Source organism: Burkholderia sp. PvR073 (genome assembly GCF_054055695.1).
This window is the reverse complement of sequence record NZ_JBSRXO010000003.1, coordinates 353,954-369,340: the sequence shown is the minus strand read 5'-3', so window position 1 is coordinate 369,340 and position 15,387 is coordinate 353,954. Positions and strand designations below refer to the sequence as shown.

Sequence of the window (15,387 nt, the reverse complement as noted above, 5' to 3'; positions counted from 1 at the left end):
GAGCGCTTGATGAAGAAATGCATTGGTTTTCCGGTTCCCGAGTGGGATCTGGCGCATCGCTTGTCGATAAATCGGCCGGCCGGTCCTGATATTCAGGATTTCGGATCAATCTTCAGCATCAACTCTACGTTTATGGATGTGATCGAACCTTCGCTTTTGGAAAAGCAATGGTTCATGACTGGTGTTGCGGTAGCCTTCTGTGCCATAGGAATTGGGCCATACATTTATTGGTTGACGAATATAAAGTATCCGTACGCCGGGGGATTGATAGGAAATATCGTTGCTGCACTCATTTCTATTTTTTTTGGCTTAATCGTCTGGCAATCAGGCCGCGGCCTATTTTTCGGCCTTCGATATCGCCCGATCCGATTCCACCGTGAATCGCGAAAATTGTATGCAATCCGGACACGACGTTTTTCCGCGAAGCAAGGCGAGGGGGACGTGGTATGGGAGGCTCCCTGGACCGACGATTCGATTTTTTGCCTGCATCGCGAAGACAGTCCGTTCGGTACGGTTTATCACATTCGGCACTACACGGTCGACGAACAACGCAACGTCACGCAAGTGTTCTCTATCGGACGGGAATGGAGTGGCAAGATTCAGGTCAAGATGGCACTTGCCCAGTGGAACTACTGGTGCAAGTACATGGATACTGGCCCGAATGGCCTGCCTAAGCCGATGTTGTTTCATACGCAACATGAAACACCGCGCGAGGCATTTCTGTTTTCGCTCTACAGCTTCGGGATGCGTGCGCCGGTTTTCATCCGTCTGTTGATGATGCCGATGATCTTGATCTTCACGGCGTTGCGGATGTTGGCGAATGCAACGTGCCGTGATCCGATCTGGCCGGAGTCCATCCGGGATATATCGGTGGTCGCTTCGGACGATCCATACGCCGAACCTCGCGTAGGCACGCCGGTCGGTTGGGGGGACACCGTGTTGGCACAGCAGCGCGGTGAGTATCCGGACAATCCCAGGGCGCAAGTCGAGAACTGGACAAGTCGAGCCGACGGCATGGCGTACGCAGAGGCATGGCTCGACAATCCAACCGCGGACATATGAGAGGCGAGGAGCGCGATGAAAGACGAAAACGGACGCGGCGTGATTCGCCTGCACGATAAGACGACTCACGGTGGCGAAGTGATTACCGCGAGCGACGATTTGACGGCGCTGGGTGTCCCGGTCGCCCTGAAAGATCACCTGACGGAATGTCCGAAGTGCGGCGGTCAGTTCCGGATCATTCCGCAAAACAGTACCCGCAACCATCACGGTACGCCGGTCGCCTTTCACGACGATCTGACAGAGTGCGGCGCGCGATTGATTTCATCGCTTGAGTAAACGGTATTGCGTACGAGGGAGTCGACGGATCGGATGGTAAAAACAGTGTTGATCGATGCATTGCCGCGCAACTCCGTGTTGATTTCCGACGCCCAACGCCAAGCACTGCGTGCCGACATTCGGCAGCGACTCGTTACTGCGCTGATGCGCTCGGGCGACGCCGTCACCGATCCGAAGCTCGCACGCTTGCCTGGTCCGGTTCGCTACCATGTTGTCGGCCCCGCGAATCTCGACGCCGAGGAGGCCGGATCGGCTCCATCGGACAGCGCGCAGCGTGAAGTGAGCGGACATTGGCGGCGGCCGCCCTTCCGGATGCAGCCATACGGCCCACAAGCGGCATGGCGCAAACTGATCTTCGTCGGTCCAACGCTCGTGCGTCCCGATCGAGTGGGGTGGTAGCTGCATGGATCACCTGCTGTTGCATTACGAATACGAACTTGGGTTGTTCGCACGGGCGCTGGGCGATTTCGCTATCCGGTACCCGAAGATCGCGGCTCGGCTCGGCATCCAGAGCGGCCGAACCGACGATCCGCATGTGACGCGTCTGATTCAGACCTTTTCGTTTCTTGCTGCGCACCTCGATTCGAAGCTGGCCGACGACTATCCAGAGTTCACCGAGGCGCTGCTTGAGGTTGTCCACCCGCACTATCTGCGAACCGTGCCGTCGTGCGCGATTGCCCGATTCGAACCACGAGCGATCGTCGGTCAACTGACGGAGCCGGTCGTCGTGCCGCGTGGCATGGCACTGAATGCGCGCACGGCCCCCGTGCGATTCCAGTCGACGTACGATGTGATCATCTCGCCGTTGCAAATCCGATCCGCGCGGTATGCGCCGACGACGATGGCACCGTCAGCCGTGAGATTGCCGGCAGATGCAACCGGCGTGCTGTCGATCAGCTTCACGTCGGCTGATGGTCCGCTCACGGCGGCCATACCGGACGGTCCCATACGGGTCTACCTTGCCGGCGAGCGGCCGTTCGTCTCGTCGCTGCTGGACGCTTTGCTGTTGCGCGCGGCTGCCGCGTACGTTGAGGTCGATCGATGTGGGCGCTGGCGGGCCATGTCGAAGGTGCCGTTCGAACCGGTCGGTTTCTCCGACGACGAACGCTTGTTGCCGGATAGCCGAACCACGAGCCGGACTGCGACCACCTATCGTTACCTGTTGGAATACTTCGCGTTTCCGGAGCTGTTCGATTTCGTCGATCTCGATCTGGGGCGCGTGCGGCGAGCTGCAAGCGCTCCCGATGCTCGGGAACTCACCTTGCATGTCGTATTGCGTGATACGCCTGTCGACTCCGTCGCCGCGCTGGCGCTCGCGTCGGTCGACGCAACGGCGTTCAAGCTGTTTTGCACGCCCGTCGTGAATCTCTTCTCGCAGCCGGCCCAGCCCATTGTGCTGAAGGGGGAGGAGGCCTATCCGGTCCAGCCCATGCGACTGGCGAAACATTCGCCGCTGAGCGTGTATTCGATCGATGCGGTCTATCTTGGCGAGCTGTCCAAGAAAAATCATAAAGACGATGACGTGCCGCTCGAAATCGATCGCCCCAGAATCCTGGTGCGGCCTTATCAGGCACTCAGTCACGGTCCCCACCCTGACCCGACGGCGGTCTATTGGGTAGCGTTTCGCGATCGCGATCCTGGATCGCCCGGCCGTCAACGCATGATGCTGTCTCTGGTCGGACTGGACGGACGGTCAGCCAGGCCGAACCTACCGCAAATCGATGTGATGACGACGGTGACGAATCGCGACCTGCCGGCGCGTTTGCCGATCGGCAATCCGGTGGGCGATTTGCTGCTCGAGAACAAGACGCTGGATTGCCCGATTCAATTGATCACTCGGCCGACGTTGACGGCCGAGTTGCCGCGTGGCTCCGGCGCATTGTGGCGCGTGCTGTCGACGTTGTCGCCGCATCCGCTGGACCTGACGCGCGACGGGCTGTCGGGCCTGAAGGCATTCTTGCGGCTCCACGCGGTACGCACGACGCCGCTCGCGCAGCGCTGCATCGACGCGATCACCGATCTCAACTACAAGCCTGCGATCAAATGGATGCCGCTCGATAGTCAGTTTCCGTCGTTCGTCCGTGGCATCGAAATCACGCTATCGTTTGACGAGACGGCAACGCGCGAAGTCAGCCTGGTCGTGTTCACGAAACTGCTCGAACGGTTCTTTGCGCAGTACGGGCCGATGAACAGCTATGTTCAGCTGTTGGTCTGTTCGGCGCGAACCGGCCAGGAACTGACGCGAGGCGCCGCTACGCCGGGAGTGCAGCCGCTGATTTGATCGCGGCCCGGCTTGACTGTCGACACACGCGAGAGGACGGCGCATCGCGGCCGTTTCGATCAGGTGTCGGGAGCGCGATGCGTCAGGCTTTCACATTCGACTGCGCTGCGAGCCACGCGCAGAACTGCGCGACGAGCGGATCGTCGGCCGGCGCGCGCGGCGCGATCCACCAGTAGCTGCGCGTCGCGATGCGCGGCCCGTCGAGCGGCATCACCAGGCGCCCGCTCGCGAGTTCGTCGTCGATCAGCGGCAGCGGCCCGAGCGCGACGCCCAGCCCGTCGACGGCCGCCTGCAGCGCCAGATAGAAGTGGTCGAACGACTGCCGCTTGCGCCCCTTCGGCGTCACGCCGGCCGCCGCGAACCAGTCGCGCCAGCCTTCCGGCCGCGTATCCGAATGCAGCAGCACGTGCCGGGCGAGATCGTCCGCGCGGGTAATCGGCGCGCGCTTGAGCAGCGCGGGGCTGCAGACCGGAATCACGCTTTCGTCGAGGAAGTGGCCGCTCGTGCAGTTCGGCCAGTGGCCGGGGCCGCGGCGGATCGCGACGTCGAAGCCGTCGAGCGCGTCGAGCGGCGCGTTCGACGTGGACAGCTTCAGCTCGACGTTCGGCACGTCGCGCTGGAACCGCGACAGGCGCGGCAGCAGCCATTTCATCGCGAAGGTGGGCAGCGCATTGATCCGCAGCACGCGTGCGGCGCCGGTATTGCGCAGCTGCTCGGTGGCGAGCGCGATGCTGTCGAACGCGGCGCGCACGGTGTCCAGATAGCGGCGGCCTTCGTCGGTGAGCCTCACGCGCTTGCCGTAGCGATGGAACACCGGCTTGCCGAGCCACGCCTCGAACCCGGCGATCTGCCGGCTGATGGCACCGTGAGTCACATGCAGCTCGTCGCCGGCGGCGCTGAAGCTTTCGTGTCGTGCCGCTGCTTCAAAGGCCCGAAGCGCGGAAAAGGGCGGGAGATCGCGTGCCATGCTTGTGATTTTAGATCACAAGGGCGCGTCGATAAAATCGTTTTGCCGGCATGCTGAACGGCGGTAATCTCGGGGCACAGTTTGATGAGGAGCCCCATGCAATCCGTTTCCCCGCCGCCCGCCGTGCCCTCGCGCCGGGTCGGCCTCGCCGAGCTGTTCACCGGCTTCCTGTCGCTCGGCCTGATGTCGTTCGGCGGCGCGCTGCCGTTCGCGCGGCGCACGATCGTCGACGAGCGCAAATGGCTGTCCGCGGACGAATTCACCGATCTGCTCGGCCTGTGTCAGTTCCTGCCGGGCGGCAACGTGATCAACCTGTCGGTCGCCGTCGGCATGCGCTTTCGCGGCGTCGCGGGCGCGTTCGCCGGCATTCTCGGGCTGATCGCGGGGCCGACGCTCGTCGTCGTCGCACTCGGCGTGCTGTATGCGAAGACGCAGGGCGATCCGCGCGTGCAGCACCTGTTCGGCGGGCTCGCGGCCGCGGCCGCGGGCCTGCTCGTCGCGATGGCCGTGAAGGTCGCGAAGCCGCTGCGACACGCGCCGCGCACGGCGGCAGGCATCGCGGCGCTCGCGTTCGTCGCGATCGCGGTGCTGCGCCTTCCGCTGCTGACCACGATGCTGGTGCTGACGCCCGTCAGCATCTGGCTCGCGTCGCGGCGCCGCGATACGCCGGCATCGCAACGCACCGCCGCCCGCGACGGAGGCCGGTCATGAACGACACGCTGATCGCGATCGCGACGATCTTCAGCCAGCTGTCGCTGCTCGCATTCGGCGGCGGCAACACGATCCTGCCGGAGATGCAGCGGCAGGTGGTCGACGTCCATCACTGGATGAGCGCGCACGAGTTCACCGCGCTGTTCGCGCTCGCGCAGGCCGCACCCGGGCCGAACATGATGATCGTGTCGCTGGTCGGCTGGCACGTGGCCGGCTGGGCCGGGCTGCTGGTCGCGTCGATCGCGAAGTTCGGGCCGTCCTCGATCGTCACGGTGCTCGCACTGCATGCGTGGGAGCGCTTTCGCGACCGCCCGTGGCGCCGCTACGTGCAGCAGGGGCTGTTGCCGGTCACGGCCGGGCTCGTCGCGGCCAGCGCGGTGCTGATCTCGGAAGCGTCGAACCGCACCGCGATCCAGTGGGGCATCACCGCCGCATGCGCGGTGCTCGCGTGGCGCACGCGCATCCACCCGCTGTGGCTGCTCGCGGCCGGCGCGCTGATCGGCCTCACCGGCATCGGTCAGTGAGCGGGAGCCGGTCGGCGGTGGCCGACCGATGCCGGGCGTGACCGAACGCTACGGCGACGCCGGCCGGTCGCTGTTCACGAGGCCGAGCAGCCGGCCGCGCTCGCCGCCGACGTCGTCCGTCGCGGCCGGCCAGTCCACCACGTAACCGGCGTCGAGCGCGTCGCGCATGATCGCGTCGTAGTCGGCCTTGCCGAGCCTGCCGCTGCCGCGCATCGCGTCGGCCACCTCGTGCTTCAGCTTCGGCGTGAACGACGGATAGGCCGCCACCAGCGCCGCATACTGGCGCGCATCGACTTCGCCCGATTCGCGATTGAACGCCCAGACGGCCACCAGCACGATCGCGAAGAACGGGATCACGGTGTAGCGCAGGAAGAACTTCGCGGGTGTCATGGCATGCGGCGGCGTGTCGACAGGGGTAGCGGGTCGGGGTGAAGCGGAGCGCGGGAGGCGGCGAAGGTAGCTGGCGAAGGTGGCCGGTATACTCGGCGGTCTTTCGGCACCGACATGCGCGATGAGCGGCATGCGCAGCATGCGCGCGCCCGACGCCGACCAATTATATTGGCGCGGCCGCGCGGGAGCCGCGCCGTCCGGCACCGGCCGGAACCGATGAATCAGGCGCCGCCCGCCTCGCTTCGTGCGGCCGGGCGGCGCGTCACACGGGAGGATCGATGGATCTCGACGGCGCCAGCCGCAACCTCACCGTCGCCGCGCTGCTCACGCTGTCCGGCGGCTACCTCGACGCGTACACGTACGTCGGTCACGGCCACGTGTTCGCGAACACGATGACCGGCAACGTCGCGCTGCTCGGCATCAACGTCTCGGCCGGCGAATGGGCGGAGGCGCTGCATCACGTGCCGCCGCTCGGCGGCTTCGTGGTCGCGGTATTCGTCGCGCACCTGTTCGGCCTCGCCGCGCAGCGCGGCTGGATGCGCCACACCGCGTTCGTGAGCCTGATCGTCGAGATCGCGTTTCTCGGCCTCGCCGCGAGCGGGCTCGTCGGCGCGTCGAGCGCGTGGCTGATTCCCGGCATCTCGTTCGTCGCGACGCTGCAGACGCTGTCGTTCACCCATCTCGAGGAACTGTCGTACACGTCGGTGATGACGACCGGCAACCTGCGGCGCGCCGCGCAGAAGCTGTTCGTCGGGCTGATTCCGCGCTACGACGTGCTCGCGCTGCACGACTCGGCGCTGCTCGCGACGATCAGCTTCTGTTTCCTGGCCGGGGCGGTGATCGGCGGCCTCGTGACGCGGCTCGTGCCCGATGTCGCGCTGTGGGGCGCGGTGCTGCTGCTCGTCGGTGCGTTCGCGGAGATCGTGCGGCGGGCGCGGCGGCGCGCGGGCGGTGGTGGTGACGGCGGTGCTGGCAGTACCGGCAGCAATGGCCGCGATGGCAGCAACGTCAGCAACGGCAGCAATGGCAGCAATCCCGACGGCGGCACGCCACGAGAGGCAAACCCCGCGCGTTAAACGTTGCGCCCGGGCGACAAAATCGCGCGTTGCCACGCTTTTCAATTTCTTTCAGCGCGCGCACTGGTCTTATGATTCAGCCCACATCGCGCACGCCATGAGCGTTCCGCGATCGCCACCCGGCCGCGCGCGCGGCCGGCCATGAATGGAGACACCTACAAAAAGGGCAAGCTCATGAAGCAGACCACCCGACTCGCAGTCATCGCAGGGGGCGCGGCGCTGGCCTTCGCCAGCCAGTACGCAGCAGCACAAAGCTCGGTCACGCTGTGGGGCGTCGCCGACGCCAGCATCCGTTACCTGACCAACGCAAACGCGAAGAACGACGGCCTGCTGTCGATGGCCAACGGCGCGATCACGAACAGCCGCTTCGGCATCTACGGCACGGAAGATCTCGGCGGCGGCCTGAAGGCCGTGTTCAACCTCGAAAGCGGCGTCAACCTGCAGAACGGCGGATTCGCCGACAGCGGTCGCCTGTTCAACCGCGCAGCATACGTCGGCCTGCAGAGCCCGTACGGCACGGTGACCCTCGGCCGCCAGAAGACCCCGTTGTTCGACCTGCTGGCGGACACCTACGATCCGCTGACGGTCGGCAACTACCTCGAAAACGCATGGCTGCCGGTCGCGCTGGGTGGCGGCCTGTATGCGGACAACCAGATCAAGTACACGGGCAAGTTCGCGGGTCTGACCGCGAAGGCGATGTACTCGACGGGCACGAACTACGAATCGACCGGCGCCGGCGGCTTCTCGGGCCAGATCCCGGGCTCGCTCGGCAAGGGCAATGCATGGGGCGTGTCGCTGTCGTACGTGGCGGGGCCGCTCAGCATCGCGGCCGGCGCGCAGCAGAACAGCGACAACTCCGCGCGCAAGCAGACGATCTACCACGCGAACGTCGTGTACGCGTTCAGCAAGGCGAAGGTCTATGCGGGCTACCTGCGCTCGAAGGACGACACCGGTTTCGTCGACAGCCTGCTCGCGCAGCAGTCGATCCCGGTCGCGAAGGGCACGGGCCGGATCGACGACGGTCCGTTCGCGGGCGTGAGCTGGCAGGTCAGCACGCCGCTGACGCTGACGGGCGCGTTCTACTACGACCACATGCGCAACGCGATGACCACGAACGGCACGCTCGCGAGCGGCAACCGCTACGCGATCGTCGGCATCGCCGAATACGCGCTGAGCAAGCGCACGGAAGTCTACGGCACCGTCGACTTCAACAAGACGAACGGCGCGGCGAACGTCGAGCTGCCGGGTCGCAGCAACCAGACCGGCATCGCGATCGGCCTGCGCAATATCTTCTGACGAAAGTCGGAAAACGCACGCGCGGGCCCCGGCCCGGCGCGCATCGAAGAGGCTCCCGCGGGAGCCTCTTTTTTTTCGTCATGCGAGCGTCCTGCACGCGCACGGCCATTCAGCGACCGCTCCATCGGAAACGACTCGCCCGTAAGGGTTCCGTCGGCAATCCGGAACATACTTTGACAGTGCGCGCGAAGCGTTTCCGCTACGCTGCGTGCAGGGTCCGCCGTGCGCCGCGCCGCACGCGCGGGCGTCGTTCCGGTGCGCGTTTTCGCGTGCGGCCGGCCTGGTGCGTAATTTGTGTATCCGGTGATGACAAACACGGTCTGCCGGTTTTTTTCGTGGGACGATGCGCTCACGATTTTCTTGAAAGGGGATGACGATGGGTATCCTGAACACCGTGGGTGAAATTGCTGGCGCCGTGGCGGCCGTCGAGGCAGCGGAGAAGCTCGATCCGGATGCAGGCCTGCTGACCAAGGCGGCAGCGGCCGTCGCCGGCTTCAAGGGCGCCGAGGCGATCGAAGGCATGCTCGAGAAGAAGGAGGAGCAGCCCCAGCAGGCAGACGATACGCAGGCGACGGACGGCAGCGACACGTCGCAGGCCTGAGCATGGCGGCGGGTCCCGCCGCGGGTGCGCCGTTCGCGCGCCCGGGCGGACCGGCGCCGCGCGACCGGCAGGTCGGGCATGTGGTCGATCGGTGACGCATGGCACACCCGGCAGCTGGTTTGACCGGCGAGAGGCGACGTCTCTCGCCGTTTTTTATGGGGCGCGCGCGCCGCGGCGCCACGTCCCGCACGAATGCCGGAATCTTGCTATCGTGCCGTCATCCGAACTGCGATGAGGGCTTGCGATGGAATTCGACTACGACCTGTTCGTCATCGGGGCCGGCTCCGGCGGCGTGAGGCTCGCCCGGATGTCGGCGTCATACGGCGCGCGCGTCGGGATAGCGGAAGAGGAGCAGATCGGCGGCACCTGCGTGCTGCGCGGCTGCATCCCGAAGAAGCTGCTCGTCTACGCGTCGCACTATCCGCACGAGCTCGAGGACGCGAAGGGCTTCGGCTGGACCTTCGGCGCCGGCACGCTCGACTGGCCCGCGCTGATCGCCGCGAAGGATCGCGAGATCAACCGGCTCAGCGACATCTACATCAACCTGCTGCAACAGTCCGGCGTCGAGATGCACGCGGGGCGCGCGACGCTCGTCGACGCGCATACCGTCGCGATCGGCGATCGCACGATTCGCGCGCGCCACATCGCGATCGCGACCGGCTCGCGCCCGTCGCTGCCGCCGCGGCCCGGCATCGAGCACGCGATCACGTCGCGCGAGGCGTTGTCGCTCGCGAAGCTGCCCGAGCGCATCGCGGTGGTCGGCGGCGGCTATATCGCGGTCGAGTTCGCGGGCATCTTCAACGGCTTCGGCAGCCATGTCGACCTGTTCTATCGCGGTGAGAAGATCCTGCGCGGCTTCGACGACGATGTGCGTCAATTCCTGACCGACGAAATGACCAAGCAGGGCGTCGCGATCCATGCGCGCGCGGTGGTCGAATCGATCGTGCGCGCGGACGACGGCACGCTCAGCGTGCGGGTCGGCGATGCGCAGCACGGGCCGTACGACGCGGTGCTCTATGCGACCGGCCGCGTGCCGAACGTCGAGGGGCTCGGGCTCGAGCGCGCGGGCGTGCTGCTCGACGCGCGCGGCGCGATCGCAGTCGATGCGTATTCGGCGACGTCGGTCGAGTCGATCCATGCGATCGGCGACGTGACGTCGCGGCCGCAGCTCACGCCGGTCGCGACGCGCGACGGCGCGCTGCTCGCGGCGACGCTGTTCGGCGGGCGCCGCGCCGCGACCGATCACGAATGGGTGCCGTCCGCGGTGTTCAGCCAGCCCGAGGTCGCGACGGTTGGCCTGACCGAGGCGCATGCGCGCGCCGTGTACGGCGAGCTCGACATCTATCGCACGTCGTTCAAGGCGCTGCGCCACACGCTGTCGGGCCGCGACGAGCGCACGCTGATGAAGCTCGTGGTCGCGCGCGACAGCCAGCGCGTGGTCGGCGCGCACATGGTCGGCCGTGACGCGGGCGAGATCATCCAGGGCATCGCGATCGCGATTCGCGCGGGCGCGACGAAGGCGCAGTTCGACGACACGATCGGCATTCACCCGACCGCGGCCGAGGAGTTCGTGACGCTGCGGCAGAAGGTGGCCGACTAGCGGCAACCGGCGCGTGTTGTCGGCGCCGGCTTCGCTTGCGCGTCGCGTATCACGCGCTGCCGTACGGTCCGCATGCGCTGAAGTACGCGACAGACCGAGCATGTCGGCCGCAGCGCACGGGCACCGTGTTCGCCCGTCGCGCCGCCATCATGCCGACGTGATGCGATTCGATCGAACGGCCGCGCTCGTTGCGCGGCCGTTTTCGTTTTGCATCGGCGTGCGGCGGCGTTCAACGCTTGCGCCGCATCGCCGCGGGATGACGCTCAATGCACGCCAAGCGCATCGAGCAGCCGGTACCAGCTCATCGCGAGCACCAGCGCCGGCGTGCGCAGCGTCGCGCCGCCGGGGAAGTCGCGATGCCGGATCCTGCCGAACAGGTCGAAGCGGCTCGCCTGGCCGTCGATCGTCTCGGCGATCAGCTTGCCCGCGAGCGCGGTCGTGTTCACGCCGTGCCCCGAGAAACCCTGCGCGAAATACAGCGTCGGCGCGACACGCCCGAAGTGCGGCGCACGGTTCATCGTGATGTCGACGAAGCCGCCCCATGCGTAGTCGACCTTCACGTCCGCGAGTTGCGGGAATGTCTTCAGCATGTCCGCGCGCATCGCGTCGGCGAGATTGCGCGGCGGCCGCGTCGAATAGCTGACCTTGCCGCCCCACACGAGCCGCGTGTCGGGCGCCGGCCGGAAATAGTCGAGCACGAAGCGGCTGTCGCAGATCGCCGCGCGCGCGGGCATCAGCGCGGCGGCGCGCGCCTCGCCGAGCGGCTCGGTCGCGATCACGTAGGTGCCGACCGGCATGATCTTTTTCGACAGCGCGGGCGCGAGCGTGCCGACGTAGGTGTTGCATGCGAGCACGACGAAGCGTGCGTGCACGTGCCCCTGGTCCGTTTCGACGACATGACCGCCCGCGACGTCGCGCACGCGCGTCACGCAGCTGTCCTCGTGGATCCGCACGCCGGCGTCGGCGGCCGCGCGCGCGAGCCCGAGCGTGTAGTTCAGCGGATGCAGGTGACCGCTGTCGGGGTCGTACAGGCCGCCGCGATAGCGCGCCGACTGCACGTAGTCGCCGAGTTCGTCCGCTTCGACGAAATGGAAGCGGTCGTAGCCGAAGCGCTTCGCGGCCTCGTCGCGCCAGCGCTTCAGCGCATCGGCGTCGCGCTCGGTGTTCGCGGCGGTCAGGTAGCCGGGCACGAGCGCGCAGTCGATGTCGTGCTGCGCGATGCGCGACTTCACGAGCGACAGCGTTTCGAGCCCCATGTCCCAGATCCGCTTCACGTCGCCTTCCGGCATGAAGTTGCCGAACGTATCGATGCCGCACGCGAAGCCGCCGATCAGCTGGCCGCCGTTGCGTCCGCTCGCCGCCCATCCGACCCGCGACGCCTCGAGCACGGTCACCGAATGGCCGCGCTCGGCGAGGTTGAGCGCGGCGGACAAACCGGTGAGGCCCGCGCCGATCACGCACACGTCGGCGTCGGTCGCGCCGGCGAGCGGCGCATGGCGGGTCGTATCGTTGACGGTCGCCGCGTAGTACGACGCGACGTGCGGCTGGTTGGCGAATGTCTGCATGGTCAGGAGAACGGAGAAAGGAGGCTCAGAACAGCTCGCGCACGCGGTGGTACAGCATCCCGAGTTCGAGTGCGGGCTGCCGCCACGCGTCGCCGCCGGGAAAGCGCCGGTGGCGCAGCTGGGCGAACAGGTCGAACGCGCGCGTGTCGCCCGCGATCGCGCCGGCGATCGTGCGCCCGGCGATGCCGGTCAGCGCGACGCCGTGTCCGCTGAAGCCCTGGACGTAGAAGAAGTTCGGATCGAGCGCGCCGAAGTCCGGCGCGCGGTTGCGCGTCACGTCGACGAAGCCGCCCCACGCGTGATCGACGCGCACGTCGGCGAGCTGCGGGAACACGCCGACCATGCGCCGCCGGATCGTTTCGGCCAGCGTGGCGGGCGATGCGCCCGTGGAATTCGCGCGGCCGCCGAACAGCATCCGGTGGTCGGCCGACAGCCGGAAGTAGTCGAGGAAGAAGTTGTTGTCGCACACGGCTTCGCGTTGCGCGATCAGCGCGTCGGCGCGTGCGCGGCCGAGCGGTTCGGTCGCGATGATGGTCGACGCGATCGGCGCGATGCGTGCGGCGGTCGCGGCCGGCAGGATGCCGCCGGGGCCCGCGTTGCAGCACGACACGACGAAGCGGCAGCGCACCTCGCCCGACGGCGTGCGCACGACCGGTCGCGCACCGCGCACGACTTCGAGCGCGGGCGTATGCGCATGGAGCGCGACGCCTTCGCGGCGTGCGGCATCGGCGAGGCCGAGGCAATACTTGAGCGGATGCAGGTGACCCGACAGCGGATCGTAGACGCCCGCCAGATAGCGGGACGACGCGATGCGCGCGCGGATCTCGCCGGTGTCGAGCCACGACAGCGACGGATGGCCCCAGCGCGAGCGCGCGGCGTCCATCCAGGCGCGCAGGTCGTCGATGCGGCGCGGCTTCGTCGCGACCGTCAGGTAGCCGCGCGTGAAGTCGCAGTCGATTCCGTGGTGTGCGATCCGGTCGGCGATCAGCGCGACGCCGTCGAGCGACAGCGACCATGCGGCGCGTGCCCCGGCGGCGCCGAGCTGCCGCTCGATCACCTCGTCTTTCGCGAAACCCGTGATCGCCTGGCCGCCGTTGCGACCCGACGCGCCCCAGCCGGGCCGGTGCGCGTCGAGCACGGCGACCGACAGCCCGCGCGCGCGGCAATCGAGCGCCGTCGACAGGCCCGCGAAACCCGCGCCGATTACGCACACGTCGACGTCGATCGTATCCTCCAGCACCGGGTGATCGACCATCGGCCGCGGGGCGGTCGCTTCGTAGTACGAGTCGCGCGCGAGCGCATCGGCGCGGCGGGTGAAAGACTGCGTCATCAAACCGACTCCCTCGAAGACGGCCGGCGCCGGTGCGCGACGCACCGCGGTCCGGCCGGGTGAAACGGCGCGGGACGCCATGCGTGCGGCACGGCGTCCCGCGCGTCCAGCGTCAGAACGAATAGATGAACTGCGTCGCGAGCAGGTCGTTGGACTTGCCGTACGAACCATCGTTGCGCAGGAACACCTTGTTGTTCGCCCAGTCGTGCCGGTATTCGACCTTCACGGTGATCTGCTGGGTCGGATAGAACAGCAGGTCGAGCGCGACGTCCTGGCGGATGGCGCCCTTGCAGTCGAAGCCCAGGCCGCCGTTCGCCTTCGACGTCGCGAGGCAGTCCGCATCGACACCGAAGCCGTTGGACGGATCCATCCCGTTGCCGTTCAGCGCGATGCCGCCGCCGCCGCCGCCGTTCTTGCGGTTCACGAGCGCATCGTAGCGCAGCGTCACGCCCATGCGGCCGACCACCGGTGCGTTGAACTTGCGGTGCGCGAGCAGCGACAGGCCGTACCACTGCGCGAGCCCGCCGTTGTACGCGGCATGCTGCTGCTGGCCGTAGTCGAGCTCGGCGTTGTACTGGATATCGGCCAGCGTGTAGGTCGCGTCGACTTCGCCGAAGAAGAACGTGCCGTACGCGCTCGGCGCGGCGCCGCCCGGGCCGTAGTGGACGTTGCCGTCCGAATCGATCGCGCTCGCCAGCGTCTGCCGGCCGATGTTGATCGACCCGCCGATGTCGAGTGCGCTCGACCACGTGTAGTCGGCGCGCGCGGTGAAGGTCGGCACCTTGTTGCTGGTCGTGATCGGGTCGCCGAGCGCGTTGGTGCCCGTCTGCGTGACCGAGCCGTACGTGCGGTACTGCTCGTTGCCGACGAAGAACTTCCATGCCCAGTTGCCCTTCGTGTAGTTCGCGCCCGCACCGACGTAGCTGCCCGGATCGGAGAAGTCGTACAGCAGGTTGTGCGTGAGCGTGAGCATCTGGTTCGACTGCTGCACCTCGTAGCCGCCGAAGCTCGGGATCAGGCCGGCGACGAGCGTGGTCGACGCGGTGATCGGCACGTTGATGACCGCGGTGTTGAGCAGGTTGTCGGTGATCGAGCCGCGCGAGTTCTGCAGCAGCGTGATGCCGTTGCCGCGGTTCGGCATCAGCGTGATCTCGGCCGACGGCGCCATCGGGCCGACGCCGAAGGTCTTCTTGATGTCGAGGTACAGGTCGCCGAACGTGCTGTTGAAGTAGTTGTACGCGTTCTCGTGGTTCGCGAACAGGAACGACGACGTGCCGGCCGCGCGATTGTAGATGTAGGTCGGGTCGATGTAGCCCGTCACCGACAGGCCCGCGAGCGGCCCGGTGCTGGCCGCGTCCGTCAGCGAGTCGACCTTCAGCTGCTGGTTGGCGATCTGCTGCTTCATTTCGCTGACTTCGTCGTTGGTCAGCGCGGCCTGGGCACGGCCATAGTCCGGCGAGGCCGGATCGGCGGCCACGATGACCGGCCTGGACGCGGCCGTCGCGCCGGCCTGCGCGACGGGTGCGCCGCCCGGCTTCCCGGCGAGCTGCGCCTGCATGGCCTTCATCTGCTTCTGCAACGCGGCCACCTGCGCCTGTAATGCCTTGATTTCGGCGGAGGTCGAGTCAGCCAGCGCGATGCCCGGCAACGCGCCGGCTACCAGCAGGCAGATCAGTTTCTTCTTCATTGCGGATTCTCCTTGTCGTGT

General features: G+C 66.8%; 15 protein-coding genes. 10 read left to right on the top strand and 5 right to left on the bottom strand.

The window, feature by feature from the left end; all coding sequences use genetic code 11:
- Nucleotides 1–9 precede the first annotated feature (9 nt).
- From ACVK00_RS13425 to tssF, 4 genes are read left to right on the top strand one after another with little or no spacing between them, the layout of a single operon-like run.
- Complete coding sequence (locus ACVK00_RS13425) at nt 10–1,062, top strand: DUF6708 domain-containing protein (RefSeq protein ID WP_284893046.1); 1,053 nt, start codon at nt 10–12, stop codon at nt 1,060–1,062.
- A 15-nt stretch (nt 1,063–1,077) separates the two neighbouring features.
- Nucleotides 1,078–1,338, top strand: a complete 261-nt coding sequence (locus ACVK00_RS13420) for a PAAR domain-containing protein (RefSeq protein WP_175736266.1) — start codon at nt 1,078–1,080, stop codon at nt 1,336–1,338.
- A gap of 33 nt (nt 1,339–1,371) precedes the next feature.
- Nucleotides 1,372–1,737, top strand: a complete 366-nt coding sequence (locus ACVK00_RS13415; RefSeq protein ID WP_284893050.1) for a hypothetical protein — start codon at nt 1,372–1,374, stop codon at nt 1,735–1,737.
- Between the two features lie 4 nt (nt 1,738–1,741).
- Nucleotides 1,742–3,619, top strand: coding sequence for a type VI secretion system baseplate subunit TssF (gene tssF, locus ACVK00_RS13410; RefSeq protein ID WP_284893052.1), 1,878 nt, complete (start codon nt 1,742–1,744; stop codon nt 3,617–3,619).
- Between the two features lie 82 nt (nt 3,620–3,701).
- Here tssF and ACVK00_RS13405 read toward each other — a convergent pair whose 3' ends face one another.
- Nucleotides 3,702–4,586: a transcriptional regulator GcvA gene (locus ACVK00_RS13405; RefSeq protein ID WP_228906054.1), complete on the bottom strand. Its 885-nt coding sequence runs from the start codon at nt 4,584–4,586 to the stop codon at nt 3,702–3,704.
- 96 nt (nt 4,587–4,682) lie between these two features.
- On the opposite strand from ACVK00_RS13405, the gene ACVK00_RS13400 reads away from it, so the two are divergent.
- Both ACVK00_RS13400 and ACVK00_RS13395 read left to right on the top strand, forming a co-directional pair.
- Nucleotides 4,683–5,297, top strand: coding sequence for a chromate transporter (locus ACVK00_RS13400; RefSeq protein ID WP_228906053.1), 615 nt, complete (start codon nt 4,683–4,685; stop codon nt 5,295–5,297).
- Nucleotides 5,294–5,821 (top strand): chromate transporter, encoded by a 528-nt coding sequence (locus tag ACVK00_RS13395; protein ID WP_228906052.1) that lies wholly within the window; start codon nt 5,294–5,296, stop codon nt 5,819–5,821. The genes ACVK00_RS13400 and ACVK00_RS13395 overlap by 4 nt, the downstream gene beginning before the upstream one ends.
- A gap of 48 nt (nt 5,822–5,869) precedes the next feature.
- Here the strand turns inward: ACVK00_RS13395 and ACVK00_RS13390 are convergent, their stop codons facing one another.
- Nucleotides 5,870–6,211 carry a hypothetical protein gene (locus ACVK00_RS13390; protein ID WP_284893056.1) on the bottom strand — a complete coding sequence of 114 codons (342 nt, stop codon included), beginning with the start codon at nt 6,209–6,211 and terminating at the stop codon, nt 5,870–5,872.
- 278 nt (nt 6,212–6,489) lie between these two features.
- Between ACVK00_RS13390 and ACVK00_RS13385 the strand changes: the two genes are divergently transcribed.
- The 4 genes from ACVK00_RS13385 to gor all read left to right on the top strand — a co-directional run bounded on the left by ACVK00_RS13385 (nt 6,490) and on the right by gor (nt 10,784).
- Nucleotides 6,490–7,287 carry a YoaK family protein gene (locus ACVK00_RS13385; RefSeq protein WP_284893058.1) on the top strand — a complete coding sequence of 266 codons (798 nt, stop codon included), beginning with the start codon at nt 6,490–6,492 and terminating at the stop codon, nt 7,285–7,287.
- A 174-nt stretch (nt 7,288–7,461) separates the two neighbouring features.
- Nucleotides 7,462–8,583, top strand: a complete 1,122-nt coding sequence (locus tag ACVK00_RS13380; RefSeq protein ID WP_175710655.1) for a porin — start codon at nt 7,462–7,464, stop codon at nt 8,581–8,583.
- 376 nt (nt 8,584–8,959) lie between these two features.
- Nucleotides 8,960–9,184 carry a hypothetical protein gene (locus tag ACVK00_RS13375; RefSeq protein WP_121861342.1) on the top strand — a complete coding sequence of 75 codons (225 nt, stop codon included), beginning with the start codon at nt 8,960–8,962 and terminating at the stop codon, nt 9,182–9,184.
- Between the two features lie 244 nt (nt 9,185–9,428).
- The gene (gene gor, locus ACVK00_RS13370; protein WP_284893064.1) at nt 9,429–10,784 is read left to right on the top strand and encodes a glutathione-disulfide reductase; all 1,356 of its coding nucleotides are present in this window, start codon (nt 9,429–9,431) and stop codon (nt 10,782–10,784) included.
- A 263-nt stretch (nt 10,785–11,047) separates the two neighbouring features.
- Here the strand turns inward: gor and ACVK00_RS13365 are convergent, their stop codons facing one another.
- The 3 genes from ACVK00_RS13365 to ACVK00_RS13355 all read right to left on the bottom strand — a co-directional run bounded on the left by ACVK00_RS13365 (nt 11,048) and on the right by ACVK00_RS13355 (nt 15,366).
- Nucleotides 11,048–12,349, bottom strand: a complete 1,302-nt coding sequence (locus ACVK00_RS13365; protein ID WP_284893066.1) for an NAD(P)/FAD-dependent oxidoreductase — start codon at nt 12,347–12,349, stop codon at nt 11,048–11,050.
- 25 nt (nt 12,350–12,374) lie between these two features.
- Nucleotides 12,375–13,679 (bottom strand): NAD(P)/FAD-dependent oxidoreductase, encoded by a 1,305-nt coding sequence (locus ACVK00_RS13360; protein WP_284893068.1) that lies wholly within the window; start codon nt 13,677–13,679, stop codon nt 12,375–12,377.
- A gap of 112 nt (nt 13,680–13,791) precedes the next feature.
- Nucleotides 13,792–15,366, bottom strand: a complete 1,575-nt coding sequence (locus tag ACVK00_RS13355; RefSeq protein WP_228906039.1) for a DUF3138 family protein — start codon at nt 15,364–15,366, stop codon at nt 13,792–13,794.
- Nucleotides 15,367–15,387 lie beyond the last annotated feature (21 nt).